Source organism: Citrobacter sp. Cpo074 (assembly GCF_030332745.1).
Lineage (GTDB): Bacteria > Pseudomonadota > Gammaproteobacteria > Enterobacterales > Enterobacteriaceae > Citrobacter > Citrobacter portucalensis.
In genome coordinates this window covers 754,168-772,555 of the sequence record NZ_JAOWHG010000033.1, presented here as the reverse complement: position 1 = coordinate 772,555, position 18,388 = coordinate 754,168, and the positions used below count along the sequence as shown (strand labels likewise).

Below are 18,388 nucleotides of genomic sequence, written 5' to 3'. Positions count from 1 at the left end.
GTTAGTTATCAATCTGTGAAATAGTAAATTTCTACCAGTTGAGACATTTTTTCGATAACAAGGAGAAGGGCATGGAACTGAGGCACTTACGCTATTTCGTAGCGGTGGCGCAGGCGCTGAATTTCACCCGAGCGGCAGAGAAGCTGCATACCTCTCAGCCGTCGTTAAGCAGCCAGATCCGCGATCTGGAAACGTGCGTGGGCGTTCCGTTGCTGGTGCGGGATAAACGAAAAGTTGCGCTGACGGCGGCGGGAGAGTGCTTTTTGCAAGATGCGCTGGCGATCCTCGAACAGGCGGAAAACGCCAAAGTTCGTGCCCGTAAAACGGTGCAGGAAGATAATCATTTCGCCATCGGTTTTGTCCCTTCCGCAGAGGTAAATCTGCTGCCGAAGGTGCTGCCTTTGTTTCGTTTAAAACAGCCAGATACGCACATTGAGCTGGTGAGTCTGATCACCACCGAACAGGAAGAGAAGATCCTGAGTGGAGAGCTGGATGTGGGCTTAATGCGCCACCCGGTGTACAGCCCGGATCTCGATTATCTGGAGCTGATTCATGAGCCGTTAGTAGTGGTTTTACCGGTAAATCATCCGTTAGCTAATGAGCAAGCAATCTCCGCGGAACAACTACACGGCGTGAATTTTGTCAGCACCGATCCGGCCTACTCCGGCGCGTTAGCGATGATTGTCAAAAACTGGTTTCAGCAGCAAAAAAGCCAGCCCAACATTGTGCAGGTGGCAACCAACATTCTGGTGACCATGAACCTGGTCGGCATGGGGCTGGGGGTGACTTTGATACCCGGTTATATGAATAATTTTAATACCGGACAGGTGGTTTTCCGCCCTATTGTTGGCGATGTACCGACCATTGCGCTGTTGATGGCGTGGAAAAAAGGGCCAATCAAACCGGCGTTGACCGATTTTATCGCCACGGTACATGAACGTTTAGCGGTGAGCCTGACGGAGTAATGGCTATAACTCGCTAAGCTGTGACTCGACATACAGATAGCCAATGCCCATAAGTTGTTGGGTGCGATTAAGCTTACCGAAGCTTATCTGCGTGGCTCTGGCTCGCGGGTTATCGCCGTGATCGAATGGGTTAAACCCAGTTTGCTGCACCAGCGTATTGAGCCAGCTGTCGCCAAATGCGCAGCTACGCCCATACAACCATATTTGGTTAATATTCAGTATATTCAGAAAGTTATAAAGACTCAGCCCGATGGCGCTGGCGGCATTTTCGGCCCAGGCCTGAATGCGGACATCTCCGTGCTGCCAGGCCGCAATTAGCTGGTCAGTGGTGAGCGTTTCCGGATCGTAAAGGGATGTCGGCTGCGATTTCATCCACACCCGGGCCTGCTTTTTCAATGCGCTTAATGACGCTACGGTTTCCAGACAGCCATAGCGACCACAGTCACAGGCGACACCATCGGGATGAATGATGGTATGCCCAATCTGACCGCTGCCATACAGGCTACCGCGCCAGATGTTATCGTTAATCACAAACGATGAGCCAATACCGTAATCAACGTTAATCACGCAGAAATCACCGTTGGCCGCCGGGTTTTGCCATTTTTCCGCCAGCGCCAGCATCACGCAGTCATTGTCCAGCCGGACCTGCACGCCGAGCTTCTCCTCCAGCAGATATTTTATTTCCACCGGAGTTTTCCACGGGGCCTGGGGCATGGTTTTTGATGCACCGGTTATCGGATCAACTTGACCATGAACGCCAAGCGCCAGATTAATCGTCACATCGGGAAATTCCCGACGATACTCCCGCCAGTGTGCCGCCAGGGCTGACAGCAGCGCTTTTGGCGATTCGGGGTTGATGACTTCATGCTGCCAGTCGCCTACGGCCACCAGTCGCGCGTCCGCCAGTTGACTGGTGATGCTGGTGGGGGTGACGTTGATGCACAGCGTCCAGGCGCCTTTTTCTGGCAAATGATAGCTGCCGCTGCTCAAACCGCGCTGGCTTAAGGTTTCTCGCGAATGGCTGATTCTCCCTTCATCCATCAGTTCTTCGAGGATATTGCTGACCGCCGGGATCGACAGGCTGGTGAGCTGCGCCAGCTGTGACTTGCTGAGCTGTTTTTCCCGCCACAGGTGAGACAAAAAGATCTGTTTATTCGCTTGACGGACCCTGACGTTGTTGAACCCCGAACGCTGCATTCACTTAACTCCCTTAACTATATTGCGTGAGCATTGCGCATTTTAACGCCACCTAACTGCCGCAGAATAGCATCAAGTTGAATTTTTACTTTTGTTTATTGAGTGGAGAGCGGCATGTACGGTTCAGTTAAAGTCTGGCAGGAAACGATCACCCTCCCAACGTGGGCGGCGGGTGAAGAAGATGCCAACCCAATGTTTCTGGAAAAACGGGTGTATCAGGGATCTTCTGGAGCGGTTTACCCTTACGGCGTGATTGATACGCTGACCGGCAAACGTGAAATGCGCGACTATCAGGCGGTGTGGATGGAGAACGACTTCATTCGCATCATGCTGCTGCCGGAGTTAGGCGGGCGTATTCATCGAGCGTATGACAAAGTGCAGCAGCGCGACTTCGTCTACTACAACGAAGTGGTGAAACCCGCGCTGGTCGGTCTGCTTGGGCCGTGGATCTCCGGCGGTATCGAGTTTAACTGGCCGCAACATCATCGCCCGACCACCTTTATGCCGGTGGATTTTACTCAACAGCAGGGTGAGCAGGGTGAATACACCGTGTGGATGGGTGAGGTTGAACCCATGCGCGGTTTACAGGTGATGACCGGATTCACGCTGTATCCGGATCGCGCGTTGATCGAGATAACCGGGAAAGTGTTTAACGGTAACGCTACCCCGCGCCACTTCTTATGGTGGGCGAATCCGGCGGTGAAGGGCGGCGACGATCATCAGAGCGTGTTCCCTCCGGATGTGACGGCGGTATTTGACCACGGTAAGCGCGATGTCTCAGCGTTTCCCATCGCCACCGGCACATACTACAAAGTGGACTATTCGGCCGGTGTGGATATCTCACGCTACAAGAACGTACCCGTACCGACCTCCTATATGGCTGAAAAATCAGATTATGATTTTGTTGGCGCGTGGCATCACGGCGAGCGTGGTGGGTTGCTGCATGTGGCCGATCACCATGTTTCGCCGGGGAAAAAACAGTGGACATGGGGATACGGCGACTTTGGTGTTGCCTGGGATCGTAATCTCACCGATGACAACGGTCCGTATATTGAACTGATGACCGGGGTCTTTACCGATAATCAGCCGGATTTCACCTGGCTTGCGCCGTACGAAGAGAAAGTCTTCGTGCAAAACTTCTTGCCCTACAGCGAACTGGGAATGGTGCAAAACGCCAGCACGCAGTTGGCGCTTCGTCTGGTGCGTGAGCGTAACCAGCTTTCTGTGGGCGTTTATGCGATTGCGCCGCTACGCGATGTTCAGGTTACGCTTGCTGCGCACGGGCAGCCGTTCTATGAAAATACCCTCACCCTTGAGCCTGGACAGAGCTGGCTGGCCGATGTGTCTGACAATGGCCATGCCCGGGTGACGATGACCGTCACAAGCGTCGATGGCACTACGCTTTTGCAGTACGAAGAGCACATCGCGAAAGAATTACCGCTGCCTTCGGCGGCCGTTGCGCCAGCGCTGCCAGAAGCGCTTTCTAATACCGATGAACTCTATTTTATTGGTCAGCATCTGGAGCAGTACAACCACGCCAGCCGCTATGCCGAAGATTATTATCGCCGCGCGCTGGACGTTGATCCGCTGGACTACCGCAATAATGTGGCCCAGGGGACGCTAGCGCTAAACCGCGCCGACTGGGCGCTGGCGGCACAATGTGCTGGCAAGGCGCTGGAGCGGGCGCATAAGCTCAATAAAAATCCGCGTGATGGTGAGGCAAGTATGCTGCTGGCCGCCGCACAGGAACGTCAGGGCGATGATGACAGCGCGTGGGATAATTATTATAAGGCCAGCTGGAGCGGCAACTGCCGGGATGCAGCTTTCTGGTCGTTAGCGCGTTTGGCGATGAAGCGTCAGGACTACGCCGGCGCCTTGGAAAAGGTCGAGCAGAGCCTGCGCTTTAACGGCAGTAATAACCTGGCGATGGGACTGAAAGCGCTGGCGCTGGCAAAGCTTGATCGCAATGTGCAAGCGCTGGACTACATTCGCCAACAACTGGTTGATTATCCGCTGAGTTACACCCTGCACTATGCGCGCTGGGCTATTTGCCAGGATGAGGCCACTGCACAGGCGCTAATCTCGATTACCGGGCGGCGCGGTACCAACGCGTGTGAACTGGCAGGCTGGCTGACTTCTTTGGGGCAAAAGGATGCTGCCCGTAGCGTGCTGGAACTGCTCGACAGTCAGGAAACGCTGCCGATGCTGTGGCGCGCTTCGCTGAGCGATAATCCACAACCGTTCATTGAACGTGCTCGTGAGTGTCTGCAAAACCGCGTGCGCTTCCCCAATACGCTGGATGAAGTGCAGATGCTGCAAACTCTTGAGCAAAGTGCTTTTGCCCGCTATTTCCTCGGCTGCTTCTGGTACAGCAAACGGCGTTATGCCGAGGCGGTTTCCTGCTGGCAGTTCACGCTTGCGCAGGAAGCGGATTTCGCACCGGTACACCGTTTACTGGGAATCTATGCCTGGAACAAACTGCACGATGCACAGCAGGCGATGCAGTATTTGTCGCAGGCCGTGGCGCTGGAACCACAGAATGCTCGCTTCCTGTTTGAACTCGACTATCTCAAGAAGTTAATGGCACAACCCGCTGAGCAGCGTCTGCAGCGACTGGAAGCCAGTAAAGAGATTGTCTTCCATCGAGACGATCTGACGGTGGAACTGCTCAGCTTGTGGAATGGGGTGGGGCGCTACGACGATGCCGCCGCAGTGTTACGTGAACGCGTGTTCCATCCGTGGGAAGGTGGTGAAGGTAAAGCCACCGGGCAATATCTGCTGAATCAGATGCATCGTGCCCTGGCTGCCGTTCATTCCGGCGACCTGCAAACCGCCATCGCGCAGCTGCAACAGGCGTTGCACTACCCACAAAACCTCGGGGAAGGACGCTTGCCAGGGCAAACGGATAATGACATCTGGTATTTGCTGGGGCATTGCGCTCAGCTGCAAGGCCATTTCGAAGAATCTCAGCGCTACTTCTCCCGTGCGACGCGCGGCGGCAGCTCACTGGATGCCGGACGTTACTACAACGACCAGCCAGTGGACTATCTCTTCTGGCAGGGTATGGCGCAGAGAAAACTTGGCGATGACGCAGAGGCGGACGCTCTGTTCAATAGCTTCCTGCAATGGAGCGAATCGCATCACGACAACGTTCCGGATGTCGATTTCTTTGCCGTATCGCTACCCGACCTGGTGGTGCTGGATACCTCAGCACAAGCAAAACACCAGCAACACTGCCTGTTTATCAATGCGCTCGGGCATCTGGGGCTGGGAAATAGCGCCGCCTGTCAGCGTGAACTTGATGAACTCCTGCAACTCAATCCGGCACATGACAAGGCATTACTGCTGCGTCACGCCATTAACGTAAGGCTTTTCCAGTAACACCCGAAACGGGTGGGGGTAACCTCACCCGAAACCTACTGTACCCTGCGTTTCCCTGAAAGAGGAATCATAATGAATAACGCGCAGACACATTTAAAGATTGGTTACGTCTGGACTATCTGCCTGGTTGCGGCCTGCGGAGGTTTACTGTTTGGCTATGACTGGGTGGTGATCGGTGGGGCAAAACCCTTCTATGAGGCATATTTCTCGATTACCGATCCGGCACAATCCGGCTGGGCGATGAGTTCCGCGCTGGTTGGTTGTATCTTTGGCGCGCTGATTTCCGGCTGGTGCGCCGATAAATTTGGCCGAAAAATGCCGCTGATTCTCTCAGCGATCCTCTTTAGCGCTTCCGCCTGGGGAACCGCCGTCGCCAGTAACTTCGATATGTTTATTGTTTATCGCATCGTTGGCGGCGTGGGGATTGGTCTGGCGTCTGCGCTAAGCCCACTGTATATCGCCGAGGTTAGCCCCGCTGAAAAGCGTGGTCGCTTTGTGGCCGTTAACCAGCTCACCATCGTCATTGGCGTGCTGGCGGCGCAGCTTATCAACCTGATGATTGCCGAACCTGTTGCCACAGGCGCTACGCAGCAGGCAATTGTTGAAAGCTGGAACGGTCAGACGGGCTGGCGCTGGATGTTTGGCGCGGAATTAGTGCCCGCGGTAATTTTCCTGGTGCTGATGTTCTTTGTTCCTGAATCGCCGCGCTGGCTGGTGAAAGCGGGCAAAGCCGATCGTGCGCGCGCCATGCTGCAGCGCATTGGTTCGGCGGAATATGCCGGGCAAACGCTGAAAGAGATTGAACATACGCTGCAAAAAGATAATCACAAGGTCGCGTGGTCAACGCTGTTACAACCGCAGATCAAACCGATCGTGATTATTGGTATGGTGCTGGCAGTGTTTCAGCAGTGGTGTGGGATCAACGTTATTTTCAACTATGCGCAGGAAATCTTCGCTTCTGCCGGATTCGACATCAACGGTACGTTAAAATCGATCGTAGCGACCGGGATCATCAATCTGGTCTTTACCCTTGCCGCTCTGCCGTTAGTGGACAAAATTGGTCGTCGTAAACTGATGTTGTTCGGTGCGTCAGGATTAACCGTTATTTATGTACTGATTGCCGGGGCGTACGGGTTGGGCATTATGGGCTGGCCGGTTTTGGTTCTGGTGCTGGCGGCGATTGCCATTTACGCCCTGACGCTGGCCCCGGTAACCTGGGTGCTGCTGTCCGAAATTTTCCCCAACCGTGTTCGCGGGTTAGCGATGTCGCTCGGCACGCTGGCGTTGTGGATTGCCTGCTTCCTGCTGACCTATACCTTCCCACTGCTGAATGCGAGTCTGGGCGCATCGGGAAGTTTCCTGCTCTATGGTGTGATTTGTGCGATGGGCTTTATCTATGTTCTGCGTAATGTGCCGGAAACCAAAGGCGTGACGCTGGAAGCGCTGGAAGAACAGCTTGCGGCGCAACATACAAAAGCTGGCGCATCAGCCCAGCAACGAAGCGCCCGCTAATGAACTCTCTGCTGATGCTACAAAACGCACATCTGCGGATGTGCGTAGACTCGCAGGGCGGTTCGCTATTAAGTCTGGTTTCGTTACAACATCAACAAGCCATTTTACGCGAAGGTCATGGTCAGCAGCCCGGTGATTGCGGCCTGTTTCCGATGTTACCGGTGGCAAATAGGGTGGCGGGCAATCATTTTATGTTACGTGGGGAAGAGGTGGTGCTACCGCACCATGAAGCGGATGAACACTTCTTCCTGCACGGTGACGGCTGGCTGCAGCGCTGGCAGGTTATCACCGCTACGCAAAGTGGTTGTTTGCTACAGTTGCGCAGTTGGCATCCCTGTGGTTACGACTATACGGCGCAGCTTTGCTATCAACTGGAAACCTCGAGCCTGCACGCCTCGTTGACGCTCACTCATTGCGGTGAGCAGCCAATGATTTACGGCTGCGGGTTCCATCCGTTTTTCGCCTTTGATAAGCGCAGTACGGCGCAGTTCACCGCAAGCGGCTACTGGCCTGAGGGGGAGCAGCATCTGCCGCTGGAATGGCAACGTGATATCCCTTCAGCGGCTGATTTCATGCATGCGCAATACGGTGAGGATAGCTGGCTGAATGTCGGATATTCTGGCTGGAGCGGGCGGGCCGTTATTCAGCGTGATGTGATGAAAGTCACGATTTTAGCGCAAACTCCGTGGTTGATGCTGTTCAGAATGTCGGGTGAGGAGTTCCTGTGTCTGGAGCCGCAAACGCATCCGGTGAATGCCCACAACATGCAGGGGCAGCCGGGATTGCAGGTTTTAGCGCAGGGAGAACGCTGCCATTTTGCGATGCAAATTAGCGTCGAATAGGGCAAAAATCATGTTATCTGCCTGTTAATGCTCTCTTGCGCCAGCCTGCGTTTGTCGCCAGACTATCGCCTCCAAACGGGAGGACCCATGGCTTTGCATTCCACGCGCTGGCTGGCGCTCGGTTATTTCACCTATTTCTTTAGCTACGGTATCTTTCTGCCTTTCTGGAGCGTCTGGCTCGAAGGGTTAGGGCTGACGCCGGAAACCATCGGTTTACTGCTGGGGGCGGGGCTGATTGCCCGTTTTCTCGGTAGTTTGCTGATTGCGCCGCGTGTGAGCGATCCCTCTCGGCTGATCTCAGCGTTACGTATTCTGGCCCTGTTGACGCTGGTGTTTGCGCTGGCCTTCTGGGCGGGAACCAACGTGGCGTGGCTGATGGTGGTGATGGTCGGCTTCAACCTGTTTTTCTCACCGCTGGTACCGCTGACCGATGCGCTGGCCAACACCTGGCAGAAACAGATAACCATGGATTACGGTCGGGTGCGACTGTGGGGATCCGTGGCTTTTGTGATCGGCTCCGCGCTAACCGGCAAACTGGTGAGCCTGTTTGACTATCGGGTGATCCTGGTCCTGCTATCGCTTGGCGTCGCCTCGATGCTGCTGGGCATGATGATTCGCCCGAGCGTGCAGCCAGCGGGTGAAAACCGTCAGCAGGAGAGTGCGGGATGGCCCGCCTGGCGCGCGCTGATAACCCAGAGCTGGCGTTTTCTTGCTTGCGTGAGTCTGCTACAGGGGGCGCATGCTGCGTATTATGGTTTCAGCGCCATCTATTGGCAGTCTGCCGGATATTCCGCTTCGGCGGTGGGCTATTTATGGTCACTAGGTGTGGTGGCGGAGGTGATTATTTTCGCACTTAGCCACAAGCTGTTCCGTCGCTTCAGCGCCCGCGATCTGCTGCTGCTTTCCGCCGTTTGCGGGGTGGTGCGTTGGGGATTGATGGGCTGGAGCACCGAGCTGCCGTGGCTGATCGTGGTGCAAATCCTCCATTGCGGAACCTTTACCGTCTGCCACCTGGCGGCAATGCGTTATATCGCGGCACGCCAGGGGAGCGAAGTTATTCGTTTGCAGGCGGTGTATTCCGCGATAGCGATGGGCGGCAGTATCGCCATCATGACCGTATTCGCGGGCTATCTGTACCAGAATCTGGGCAGCGGCGTGTTCTGGGTGATGGCGCTGGTGGCGCTCCCGGCAATCGTTCTGCGCCCGAAGGTGGTCGCGCAGCCTGCAACGTTATGATTCGAGGATTTTGCGGATCTGCTGCTGCTGATGCGGCGTAAGCGCCAGATCCGCATGAATCAACGGGGGTGAAAATAGCGGTAACGGCGTGGTGTACGGCGTAATAATCAGCGTTACGCCGCGCGGGGCACCCTCTTTTTGAAAGTCCTGCATCGGCATATGTTTTACGTTGAGCGGCAGCAGCGTCAGTTCGCGCAGCTGTTGCTCTATATGTACTTCAAGTTGTTCGTTACTACCGGTCAGCAGGATAATCTGCTTTTCGTGTAAATCCTTCTCCTGCATCAGCCAGGCGCCGAAAATTACGGCCACCAGCCCGATCTCTTCTTCGGAAAATTGCACATCGTATTCGGCCTCGAAGCCGTGAATCGCCTCGCGGGTAGTACGAACCAGCCGGGGATAAAGGCGGCTGAACTCCTCCGGCAGCGTGTTATCAATGCCGATGGCAAACACGCTGCGGTTCAGTGCCTGAGCCAGGTGGATATACAACTGGTCATTCAATCCTTGCTCATCGCTGAAGCGCACATTGCCATACTCGCGAAAACGCAGCACCAGCCGCGCAATAGCAAGGCGCAGGCGGCGATCCTGCTGGTGATTATCGCGAATCGGGTCGGGGATACGAAGCATTGAGAACAGCAACGCCATAAACAGCGATTCGCCCAGCGGTGCACTCTGCATGACGTGGCGCTGCCAATGACGGCCAATTTCCTCTGCGAGCGGATATTCCGCGCAGGATTGCGCCCAGCGTTGCTGGAGTGGGTTAAATTCCGGGGTGATCCCCGCGTGATGCTGTAGCAGGCAATACTGTAAATACAGGCGCAGGAACTGGATGTCACGACACTCAAACGGCTTCTGCAAGCGCCGGGAGCACAGATTAATGAGCGCATGCAGATTGGTGTCGTCATACAGAGTACGTGCGATCCCCCGTTGTTTAAGTTCTGCTTTTAACGCCGGGGTAAACTGCTGGGCGATAAAGGCAGGGCAAATCCGCAGGCCACGGCGCAGCCACTGCAACAGACACAGACGCTGATTTAGCGGGGTTCCTTCGATCGTATAGCCACCATTCTGCGCGGTGGCTATCGCGAGCCGGTGATAGCGCTGGATTTCGAGTCCTGCGCCAATAATATCTTCCTGAACCGTGGCATCATCGACACCGTTGAGGCTGCTGAAGGTTTGTGTAGTAGCGATTTGCCCCGGCAGGAAAAGCGTCAGCAGCACCTGGCAACGGCGCTGGGGAGCGGAAAGTACAGATGGTGGGGCAAGCGTTGACATCATCTGTAGGATCTCCCGTGAGTATGTTTGATAAGAATAGTTAAAGTTTGCGCATAGATTTGAGGAATGGAAAGCTTTACGCCAGGAATGCTGGAGAACGTCACAGAATTTTTAACGTGCGGAACAGATAGCGGTAGTGGAACGCAGCGCGTTAATCCGCTTTTTCACTGTTTTATCTTTTGGTTAGATATAAATAAACCGGCAGGTTGCGCAATGACGTACTGTTAATGCTCCTGTATCAACATATGTTGGCGGAGCATAATGAATATGTTTTCTCCGAGAAAAGGTTCCGTTCACCTTATGTTCATCGCTTCTCTGTACACTGAACGCCAGTGAACGTGTTAAGGGTGCTATCGCCGCACCCTTAACAATCCCGGCTCCCGGCGGGAAAATTGCCGCTCCGCGGTTCCCTCAGCTTATTCCTCCAGGCTACAGGGCCGGGCGCGATGTAACGTCCCTGTAAAGCGCGCCCTGAGCCAGCATCCATGCTGGCTCTCCCGGCCTTACGGAAACACGTCGGCAATTTTCAGCCGGACCAGCTCACACCCCACCTTCTGCGTTTTTTGTTAAAACAGCAAAACAGATTTAACTGGAAGTCAGAGCGTTGAAGCGATGACCCCGGTCCGGCTGAAAATCGATGAGGCGTTGACGGCTGACCGGGTCTGCCCGCAGGGATGCGGGCAGAGGGGACGGCCTGCATGGATGCCGGCTCGGCCCCGACCCGACAGGCAGACGGAATAAGACGAATAGCTCGCGCAGCGACGATTTTCCCGCCGGGAGCCTGGGATGCAAGGGAGGCGGCGGTGAGCCTCCCTTGCACGTTCACGGGTATAGCGATATCAGAGAAGCGATGCACATAAGGTGAACGGAAACTTATTCAGAGTAAAACGTTCTCCCTACATGTTTAACTGACCGCCATTACACCTGCAAATAGGTGGGTAACAAGAGCGCTGTCTGGCGTTACTTACCACGGCTCAGTGTTAATCCCACATCACCACCTGGATGCACAGACAACAGCGTCTCTTTTGAGTAACCGCTTTCGCTCATCAGGCAGGCGCAGGCGGCGTCAAAGATAGCCAGCACCAGTAAAATTGAGGTGGTGGCCAACATGTTCAGCGGGTCGGCCTCACGCTGGACGCCGGTGGAAATCACCAGTCTCGACGCTTTAGCAATGGCTGAATCGGCGTTTTCAGTCACGCTCAGAATCGGCACATTTCGCGCATTTAGTCCGGGCAGCAGCCGGGTGAGTTCGTCCGAATTCCCCCCACGCGACAGCATAATCACCAGGTCGTTGGCGCGTAAAAAACCGAGATCGCCATGCGCCGCGTCCGTCGCGTTGAGGTAAATCGCCGGACGTTCCACGCACGCAAGCATATGCGCCACTTTACGCGCCGCAATGCCGGAGGTGCCGACGCCGGTGACGACGATTTTCCCCCGACAGCCGCGCAGCTCCGCCATCAGCGACTGCCAGAGCGGTTCAGTCAGATGCTGCCCCAGACCCGCCAGGGCATCGCTATAGAGCTGAAATACGCCGGTGGCCTGAGACCAGGAGTCGCTCATGCGTCCTCCTGCATCAACTGGCGGTATTTCATATGATCCTGATACATCTCGTGGAATACCCGATATTTGCGATCGTAGTACTGCTTAATACGATTTGTTTGCGGGGTAACCGTTTTACCAATCCGGCTCATCGCCGACATCGCTTCCGGGAAGGTTTCGAAAACGCCCGCGGCGATAGTTCCCATCATGGCGCCACCCAGCAGCATGGCTTCGCTCTCTTCAGGCAGCAGCATCGCGCAGCCGGTGGCGTTGGCATGTTCCTGAACGAAGATTGGGTTTTTCGTCCCGCCGCCGCTGGCCATTATCGTATCGATGGTGTAGCCGCTTTGATTCATCGTTTCAATGATATGGCGGGTTCCCAGCGCAATAGCCTGGATGGTCGCAAGGTACTGTAGCGCCATATCTTCCGGCGTACGTGACAGTTTCAGTCCGGTGATTGCGCCCGTAAGCGTTGGGTTAGCGCGCGGCGAGCGGTTGCCGTGGAAATAGGGCAGGATGTGCATATCGCGGGTTAAAAATGCGATATCTTCCGGCTCACCGGCCATTTTACGCAACAGCGCATTCAGCACTTCGTAAATGGTCTGCCCCTGAGATTTAGCTTGCGCCAGCAGGGTTTCGTAGCAAGGATGCGACTGAATAACGTGGTCGATTAACGCCCCGGTTGCCGACTGTCCACCTTCGTTGAGCCAGTATTCTGGCAGCACGGCTGAGTAGTAAGGACCCCAGACGCCGCCGATAAAACGCGGCTCTTTGGAAATCGCCATGTGTCCAGTGGAAGTGCCGCCAATCAGCGCGATACGACGGTCAAAATCCGCCACCTCGCCGGAAACACCGCTTGCCCCGAGCGTGCCGAGGGTACCGGCGTGGGCATCGATGATCGAGACGCTGACAGCGGTCCCCGGAATCAGCCCCATTTCGCTGGCGGCGCGCGCGGATAGCCCGTGACCGAGCGGTTCGCCCATGGTTTTCACGTAGCGACCAATTTTGGCAGCATCATGCTCCAGCAAATCTTCCAGCCCAATCTGGCGGAAATAGCTGGCATCCCATTTGTCTTCATGGCCCATATAGGTCCATTTACACACCGTCGAACACAATGAGCGCGTGTCATCGCCCGTTGCGCGCCAGGTCAGGAAATCGGGCAGGTCAAAGTAGTATCCCGCATTGGCCCAGGTGTTGGGCATATGTTGCTTCAGCCATAGCAGTTTTGGCGTCTGCATTTCCGGGGAGATAATGCCGCCAACGTAGTCCAGCACCCGATGATGCAGGGCGTTGATGCGCTCGGCCTGAGTAATGGCGCGGTGATCCATCCACACAATGATGTTCTGTTCGCTGCGCCCGGACGGGCTGATGGTCAGCGGTTTACCTTCTTTGTCCAGCACCACCAGTGAACAGGTCGCGTCAAAGCCCAGACCTTTCACCTGGATAGGGTTGATATCCGACTGGTTAATCGCATCGCGAACCGCGTTACACACCGCCTGCCAGATGTTATCGGAAGACTGCTCAACAAAATCGGCCTGCGGGCGGTAAATCTCGATGGCCCGACTGGCCTGACCGACCATTCTGCCGTTGAGATCAAACACGCCAGCACGGGCGCTTCCGGTTCCGACATCCACACCAATAAAGTAACTTGCCATAATTTTTTCTCCTGAAATCAGGCTTTACGATTCTGTAATGCGATAAAGAGGATCAGCACCGCGCCCCACAGCGCCATCGTCAGATAGCTGCTGACCCCCAGCAAGTTAAGGCCGCTTTCCAGCATTTGCAGCACAATCAGTGCCAGCACCAGGCCGATAATGCGCCCGAAGCCGCCATCCGGGTTGATACCGCCGAGGACGGAGGCAAGGATGGTGACCAGCAGGTAGGATTCACCGTATCCGGCTTTAGCTGAGTTGAATTTCGCCATCATCAAAATGGCGGCGACCCAGCCGAGCAGGGCAGAAATCACGTACACCGAAATTTGTACCCGTACGGTATTCACGCCGCTGTAGCGGGTAGCCTGTTCATTGGAACCAACGAGATACAGGCTGCGCCCAAGCGTGGTGTGTTCCAGCAGTACCCACAGCAGGATTGCCACCAGGAAAAAGAGCAGTAGCGCCACCGGAATACCGGCAATCGTGGCGTTACCAAGGTACTGAATGGCGGTCGGGAAACCGGAAATCACCGTCCCGTTGGAAAGCAGAATATTCAGCCCGGAGATAAGCGTCATCGTGCCGAGCGTGGCGAGAATAGGCGAAACCCCGACCCAGGCAATCAGCGCACCGTTGAGCGTGCCGATAGCCACCGCCACGGCAGCGCCTGCCAGCAGCGCCAGCACCAGAAACAGCGGGTTATCCGGATGGGTGACGATAATCGCCGCCATCACCAGCGAGCAGGCGTTCGCCCCGGCAATAATCGACAAGTTAATGCCGCCGGTCAGCATGGTCATGCCCATCCCGAGGGCCAGCATGCCGAGGATTGGTAGCTGTGAGCCAATCGACTGGAAGTTAGCGACGCTGAAAAAACGGCTGCCGAGCAGGGCCGAGAAGACCAGGGCGACGGCCACAATAATCACGCATTGCAGACGAATGATGGCATCACCGGGTAAAAATCTGGCGATTGTTTTCATCTCAAAGCTCCCTTGCCAGTTTGCGTTTTTCGTTCCAGGCCGTGGCGCTAATGCTGACCAGGATAATGGCGCCGCTGAACACGGTGTGCCAGTAAGAGGAGACGCTGAGCAGCGTCAGGCCATTTTGTAAGAAGGCCAGCAGAACCACGCCGAGCAGGGTTCCGGTCAACGTACCGCGCCCGCCGCTCATGCTGGTTCCGCCGAGTACTACCGCCGCCAGCACCGTCAGCTCAAAGCCGAGCAGCGAATTGGGCGCAACTGACTGGGTGATTTGCGCCTGAACCACGGCGGCAACGCCTGCCAGAATGCCCATGTAGCCATAGACGTAAAAATGCAGCTTCAGCAGATTCAGCCCCAGGCGCGAGGCCGCGTCGCGGTTGCCGCCCATGGCGTAAACCTGACGGCCAAGACGGGTATAGTTCATCAGCACGGCGGTAAAAATGATCACCGCCGCCAGGCACAGCAGGGGCAGGGTCAAACCGTAGTCGTAGCCATCCGCCGCGGTGAACGAGAACCAGTTAATGCCGTTCATAAACCAGTCCGGGAAGCCGTACAGCCAGGTGCCTTTGGTGGCGTAAACCAGCAGACCGTAGTAGACGTTCAACGTGGCGATGGTAATGATGATTGCCGGAACGCGTAGCCAATAGACCAGAAAACCGTTGATCAGCCCAAGCAGCAGGCCCACCGCAATGGCGATGATTAACGCCAGCGCGAAGTTACCGCCGTGACCGATAACCCAACTGGCCATTGCATACTGGGCTATCGCGGTCATCGCCGGAAATGAGATGTCGATCCCGCCGGAAATCAGCACCACAAACAGCCCACAGGCCAGGATGCCGAGAATCGCGTAGCTGGTGGCCACATCCGTCAGGTTCCCCAAAGACAAGAACTCGTCGGTGCTGATGCTTAGCCCAACGGCAAGGGCTACAACCAGCAGGCCCAGCCAGAACTCATGTTGCCCGATTAAACGGGAGAGATGCATCTTATTCATTGATTACCTCGACCACTTCAGCAATCTCCTCTTCACGGCATTGATGAGGATTAAATTCCGCCACCAGCTTGCCGCGACGCATTACCAGCACACGGTGGCTGTTGTAATACGCTTCCGGGATTTCATCGCAAATCATCAGCACCGCCATACCCTGTTCCGCCAAATCGCGGGCTATCTGGTAAATGCCCTCTTTGTTGGCGATATCCACGCCGACGGTAGGCGAGTCGAGGATCAGGATGCGGGGATTGGTCGCCACCCATTTGGCAATGGCGATACGCTGGGCATTACCGCCGGAAAGGGTTTTGACCGGCAGGTGCGGATCGGACACTTTGATATTCAGTTCGCGGATTAAATCGGCGACCAACTTTTGCGCTTTACGATGATCGAGCAGACCGCTACCGGTGTGCAGTTGATCAAACACCGTGACGATGGTGTTGTCGTAGATCGACTGCTCCATGATCAGCCCCTGCGTCAGGCGATCTTCTGAGACATAGCCGATCCCGTGTTGGATGGCGTCATGGTTATTGCGCAGAGTAACCGGCTGACCGTTAATGCGAATCTCGCCGCTTTCCGGGTGGGTCATACCAAACAGGCTCAGACAAAGCTCGGTGCGCCCGGCACCCAGAAGACCAACAATGGAGACGATCTCGCCGCCGTGCAGCGACAGATTAATGTTCTGGTATTTACCTCTGCGGCTGAGATTGCGCAGCTCAAGCAGCGGCTCTTGCTCAATCGCGGGCCTTTCCGGCAACGGGCTGTAGTGGAAGCGTTGTCCGGTCATCAGGAAGGCCAGCTCGTGGCTGTCGAGTTCGCTGGCAGGGTATGTACCCACCAGTTTGCCGTCGCGCATTACGCTGATGCGGTCAGCCACTTCCATCACCTCATCCAGGCGATGGCTGACAAACACGACGCAAATTCCGGCCGCTTTCAGTTCATTAACTACCCGCAGCAGGCCATTAACCTCCTGGCGGGTTAGCGAGGCGGTGGGCTCGTCCATAATCACCAGACGCGCATCGGCGGCAATCGCCCGGCAAATGGCGACCAGCTGTCGATCAGCAATTGAGAGTTTTTCAACTTTTTTATCGGGATCGATATTCACCCCAATACGTTTCATGGCTGCCAGCGCCTGCTGCTTCATGGCGCCGCGACGCACCCAGATATCGCCACCCGGCAGATAGCGGTTGACCGCGATATTTTCTGCGACGCTAAAGTTGGGGAACAACGACAGGTCCTGATAAATAACCTGAATGCCATAATGGGAAGAGAGCTGCGGCGTCAGATGATGGAATAATTTTCCGTCGAGTAAAATCTGCGCGCCTTTTTCCGGATGATAAACCCCGGAGATCACTTTAATAATGGTACTTTTACCACAGCCGTTTTGACCCGCCAGACAGTGAACTTCGCCTTTTCTCAGCGTCAGATTCACGTTATCCAGCGCCAGCACGCCCGGGAATTGTTTGCTGATATTCTCAAGAGTGATAAATGCGGTGGTGTCTGCCATGGACAATACCCCTGCGCGCGTCCGGGGGGACGCTGAGTGTTAGTTTGGTTGATAGCGCCGACCAGACGGTCGGCGTTAAGGTTCCCTGGTGTTGGCTAAAGCCTTAGAAACCAAGTGATTGTGCGTTGTCTTTGGTGACTTCGAGGATCTTGTTAAAGCGGATCACTTTCTTCTCCGTGTCGATATCGGCTTTCCCTAAACCATCGATACTCAGATCGGCGTTCACTTCTTTGCCCTGCAACAGCTGATCGGCAACGGTGACCAGCGCGTAGCCCGCGTCTTTTGGATCCCACAGCAGCGCTTTTTTGATATCACCGCGCATCAGGTAAGGTGCTGCCTGCGCTGGCATAGCGATCCCGACGACGGCGATCTTATCTTTGGCGCGTTTTTTCTGCACAGCCTGACCCGCACCGATTGGACCCAGCGAGCCGAAGCCGATAATGCCCTTCATCTGCGGGTAGGTTTTCATCAGATCCAGCGTTGTGGCGTAGGATTTATCGATACTTTCCGCGACCGGCAGACGTGAAGTGACTTCGAACATTTCCGGATATTTTTCTTTCTGGTACTTAATTGCATAATCCGCCCACGCGTTATGCAGTGGGACCGTCAGCGAACCAACATAGATGGCATATCCGCCTTTGCCGCCCATATTTTTCGCTAACTCATCGACGTTAGCCTGTGCGTATTTTTCACTATCGATGGTTTCGATATCCCACTGGCCAATTTGCTCATCCGGGGATTCGTGCGTCAGCACCACGATGCCTTTATCGCGCGCTTTTTTCAGTACCGGCTCAAGGACCTTGGCATCATTCGGCACCACGATGATCGCATTAACGTTTTTGGCGATCAGATCCTCAATCACTTTCACCTGCTGCGCCGGGTCCGGCGTTGAAGGTCCGGTCTGGTAAGCATTCACATCCAGTTTTTTTGCTGCTTCATTTACGCCGGTTTCCATCCGGTTAAACCATGGGATCCCGGTGACTTTGGCAACCACAGCAATTTCATATTTTTCCGCCGCAAAGGACGTGCCGGACAACATGCATGCAGAAACCAGGGTTGCACTGAGTAATGCGAGTTTGAATTTCATAGTTGTACCTTTCGTAGGGGGCAGGACATGTCACGGCGTGAAGTTAACAATGAATGGAAGAGGGAATGAATCATAAGTTTGGTAAATGTGATATGCGTCCATTATTGTGAATTTATAGAAATAAAATGGTTAATAATTAGTTAAATTTGCATGGTTTTACATTCAGGTTTTCAAATTAAGTGTTAATTAAATATTAAAATGAAACTATTAATTAACATTTTGTTATCATTTGACTTGAGTTT

Annotated in this window: 13 protein-coding genes; 5 read left to right on the top strand and 8 right to left on the bottom strand. The window is 54.9% G+C overall.

Annotated features, from left to right (window positions below; all coding sequences use genetic code 11):
* Positions 1-71 precede the first annotated feature (71 nt).
* Entirely contained in the window at positions 72-965 is an 894-nt protein-coding gene (gene hcaR / locus OGX83_RS18010; RefSeq protein ID WP_048234713.1) for a DNA-binding transcriptional regulator HcaR, read from the top strand.
* Positions 966-968: 3 nt separating this feature from the next.
* Here hcaR and OGX83_RS18005 read toward each other — a convergent pair whose 3' ends face one another.
* Positions 969-2,162 carry an ROK family transcriptional regulator gene (locus OGX83_RS18005; RefSeq protein WP_048215773.1) on the bottom strand — a complete coding sequence of 398 codons (1,194 nt, stop codon included), beginning with the start codon at positions 2,160-2,162 and terminating at the stop codon, positions 969-971.
* Between the two features lie 114 nt (positions 2,163-2,276).
* On the opposite strand from OGX83_RS18005, the gene OGX83_RS18000 reads away from it, so the two are divergent.
* From OGX83_RS18000 to OGX83_RS17985, 4 genes are all read left to right on the top strand, one after another.
* Positions 2,277-5,543, top strand: coding sequence for a DUF5107 domain-containing protein (locus OGX83_RS18000; protein ID WP_286588781.1), 3,267 nt, complete (start codon positions 2,277-2,279; stop codon positions 5,541-5,543).
* Between the two features lie 72 nt (positions 5,544-5,615).
* A complete protein-coding gene (locus tag OGX83_RS17995) occupies positions 5,616-7,055 on the top strand; it encodes a sugar porter family MFS transporter (RefSeq protein ID WP_103285643.1) in 1,440 nt (479 codons plus the stop codon).
* On the top strand, positions 7,055-7,897 hold the full coding sequence (locus OGX83_RS17990) for an aldose 1-epimerase (protein ID WP_286588777.1): 843 nt from the start codon (positions 7,055-7,057) through the stop codon (positions 7,895-7,897). The genes OGX83_RS17995 and OGX83_RS17990 overlap by 1 nt, the downstream gene beginning before the upstream one ends.
* Positions 7,898-7,984: 87 nt before the next feature.
* On the top strand, positions 7,985-9,133 hold the full coding sequence (locus OGX83_RS17985; protein WP_008785472.1) for a 3-phenylpropionate MFS transporter: 1,149 nt from the start codon (positions 7,985-7,987) through the stop codon (positions 9,131-9,133).
* Here the strand turns inward: OGX83_RS17985 and csiE are convergent.
* The 7 genes from csiE to OGX83_RS17950 form a co-directional block, all read right to left on the bottom strand.
* Positions 9,128-10,405, bottom strand: a complete 1,278-nt coding sequence (gene csiE, locus OGX83_RS17980; protein ID WP_032944230.1) for a stationary phase inducible protein CsiE — start codon at positions 10,403-10,405, stop codon at positions 9,128-9,130. The two genes, OGX83_RS17985 and csiE, sit on opposite strands and share 6 nt — an antisense overlap.
* Positions 10,406-11,362: 957 nt before the next feature.
* Positions 11,363-11,962 carry a KpsF/GutQ family sugar-phosphate isomerase gene (locus OGX83_RS17975; RefSeq protein WP_153752480.1) on the bottom strand — a complete coding sequence of 200 codons (600 nt, stop codon included), beginning with the start codon at positions 11,960-11,962 and terminating at the stop codon, positions 11,363-11,365.
* Positions 11,959-13,596, bottom strand: a complete 1,638-nt coding sequence (locus tag OGX83_RS17970) for an FGGY-family carbohydrate kinase (protein ID WP_008785469.1) — start codon at positions 13,594-13,596, stop codon at positions 11,959-11,961. Before OGX83_RS17970 ends, OGX83_RS17975 begins: the two co-directional genes overlap by 4 nt.
* Before the next feature lie 17 nt (positions 13,597-13,613).
* Positions 13,614-14,567 (bottom strand): ABC transporter permease, encoded by a 954-nt coding sequence (locus OGX83_RS17965; RefSeq protein ID WP_267456772.1) that lies wholly within the window; start codon positions 14,565-14,567, stop codon positions 13,614-13,616.
* A 1-nt stretch (position 14,568) separates the two neighbouring features.
* On the bottom strand, positions 14,569-15,558 hold the full coding sequence (locus OGX83_RS17960; protein WP_008785467.1) for an ABC transporter permease: 990 nt from the start codon (positions 15,556-15,558) through the stop codon (positions 14,569-14,571).
* Positions 15,551-17,059, bottom strand: a complete 1,509-nt coding sequence (locus OGX83_RS17955) for a sugar ABC transporter ATP-binding protein (protein WP_008785466.1) — start codon at positions 17,057-17,059, stop codon at positions 15,551-15,553. The genes OGX83_RS17960 and OGX83_RS17955 overlap by 8 nt, the downstream gene beginning before the upstream one ends.
* Before the next feature lie 103 nt (positions 17,060-17,162).
* Positions 17,163-18,146 carry an autoinducer 2 ABC transporter substrate-binding protein gene (locus OGX83_RS17950; protein WP_003037665.1) on the bottom strand — a complete coding sequence of 328 codons (984 nt, stop codon included), beginning with the start codon at positions 18,144-18,146 and terminating at the stop codon, positions 17,163-17,165.
* Positions 18,147-18,388: the final 242 nt, after the last annotated feature.

What these genes read in the sequence shown, in the direction of transcription:
- hcaR (WP_048234713.1), top strand. Translation starts at nt 72, where the DNA reads ATGGAACTGAGGCACTTACGCTATTTCGTAGCGGTGGCGCAGGCGCTG.
- OGX83_RS18005 (WP_048215773.1), bottom strand. Translation starts at nt 2,162, where the DNA reads ATGCAGCGTTCGGGGTTCAACAACGTCAGGGTCCGTCAAGCGAATAAA.
- OGX83_RS18000 (WP_286588781.1), top strand. Translation starts at nt 2,277, where the DNA reads ATGTACGGTTCAGTTAAAGTCTGGCAGGAAACGATCACCCTCCCAACG.
- OGX83_RS17995 (WP_103285643.1), top strand. Translation starts at nt 5,616, where the DNA reads ATGAATAACGCGCAGACACATTTAAAGATTGGTTACGTCTGGACTATC.
- OGX83_RS17990 (WP_286588777.1), top strand. Translation starts at nt 7,055, where the DNA reads ATGAACTCTCTGCTGATGCTACAAAACGCACATCTGCGGATGTGCGTA.
- OGX83_RS17985 (WP_008785472.1), top strand. Translation starts at nt 7,985, where the DNA reads ATGGCTTTGCATTCCACGCGCTGGCTGGCGCTCGGTTATTTCACCTAT.
- csiE (WP_032944230.1), bottom strand. Translation starts at nt 10,405, where the DNA reads ATGATGTCAACGCTTGCCCCACCATCTGTACTTTCCGCTCCCCAGCGC.
- OGX83_RS17975 (WP_153752480.1), bottom strand. Translation starts at nt 11,962, where the DNA reads ATGAGCGACTCCTGGTCTCAGGCCACCGGCGTATTTCAGCTCTATAGC.
- OGX83_RS17970 (WP_008785469.1), bottom strand. Translation starts at nt 13,596, where the DNA reads ATGGCAAGTTACTTTATTGGTGTGGATGTCGGAACCGGAAGCGCCCGT.
- OGX83_RS17965 (WP_267456772.1), bottom strand. Translation starts at nt 14,567, where the DNA reads ATGAAAACAATCGCCAGATTTTTACCCGGTGATGCCATCATTCGTCTG.
- OGX83_RS17960 (WP_008785467.1), bottom strand. Translation starts at nt 15,558, where the DNA reads ATGAATAAGATGCATCTCTCCCGTTTAATCGGGCAACATGAGTTCTGG.
- OGX83_RS17955 (WP_008785466.1), bottom strand. Translation starts at nt 17,059, where the DNA reads ATGGCAGACACCACCGCATTTATCACTCTTGAGAATATCAGCAAACAA.
- OGX83_RS17950 (WP_003037665.1), bottom strand. Translation starts at nt 18,146, where the DNA reads ATGAAATTCAAACTCGCATTACTCAGTGCAACCCTGGTTTCTGCATGC.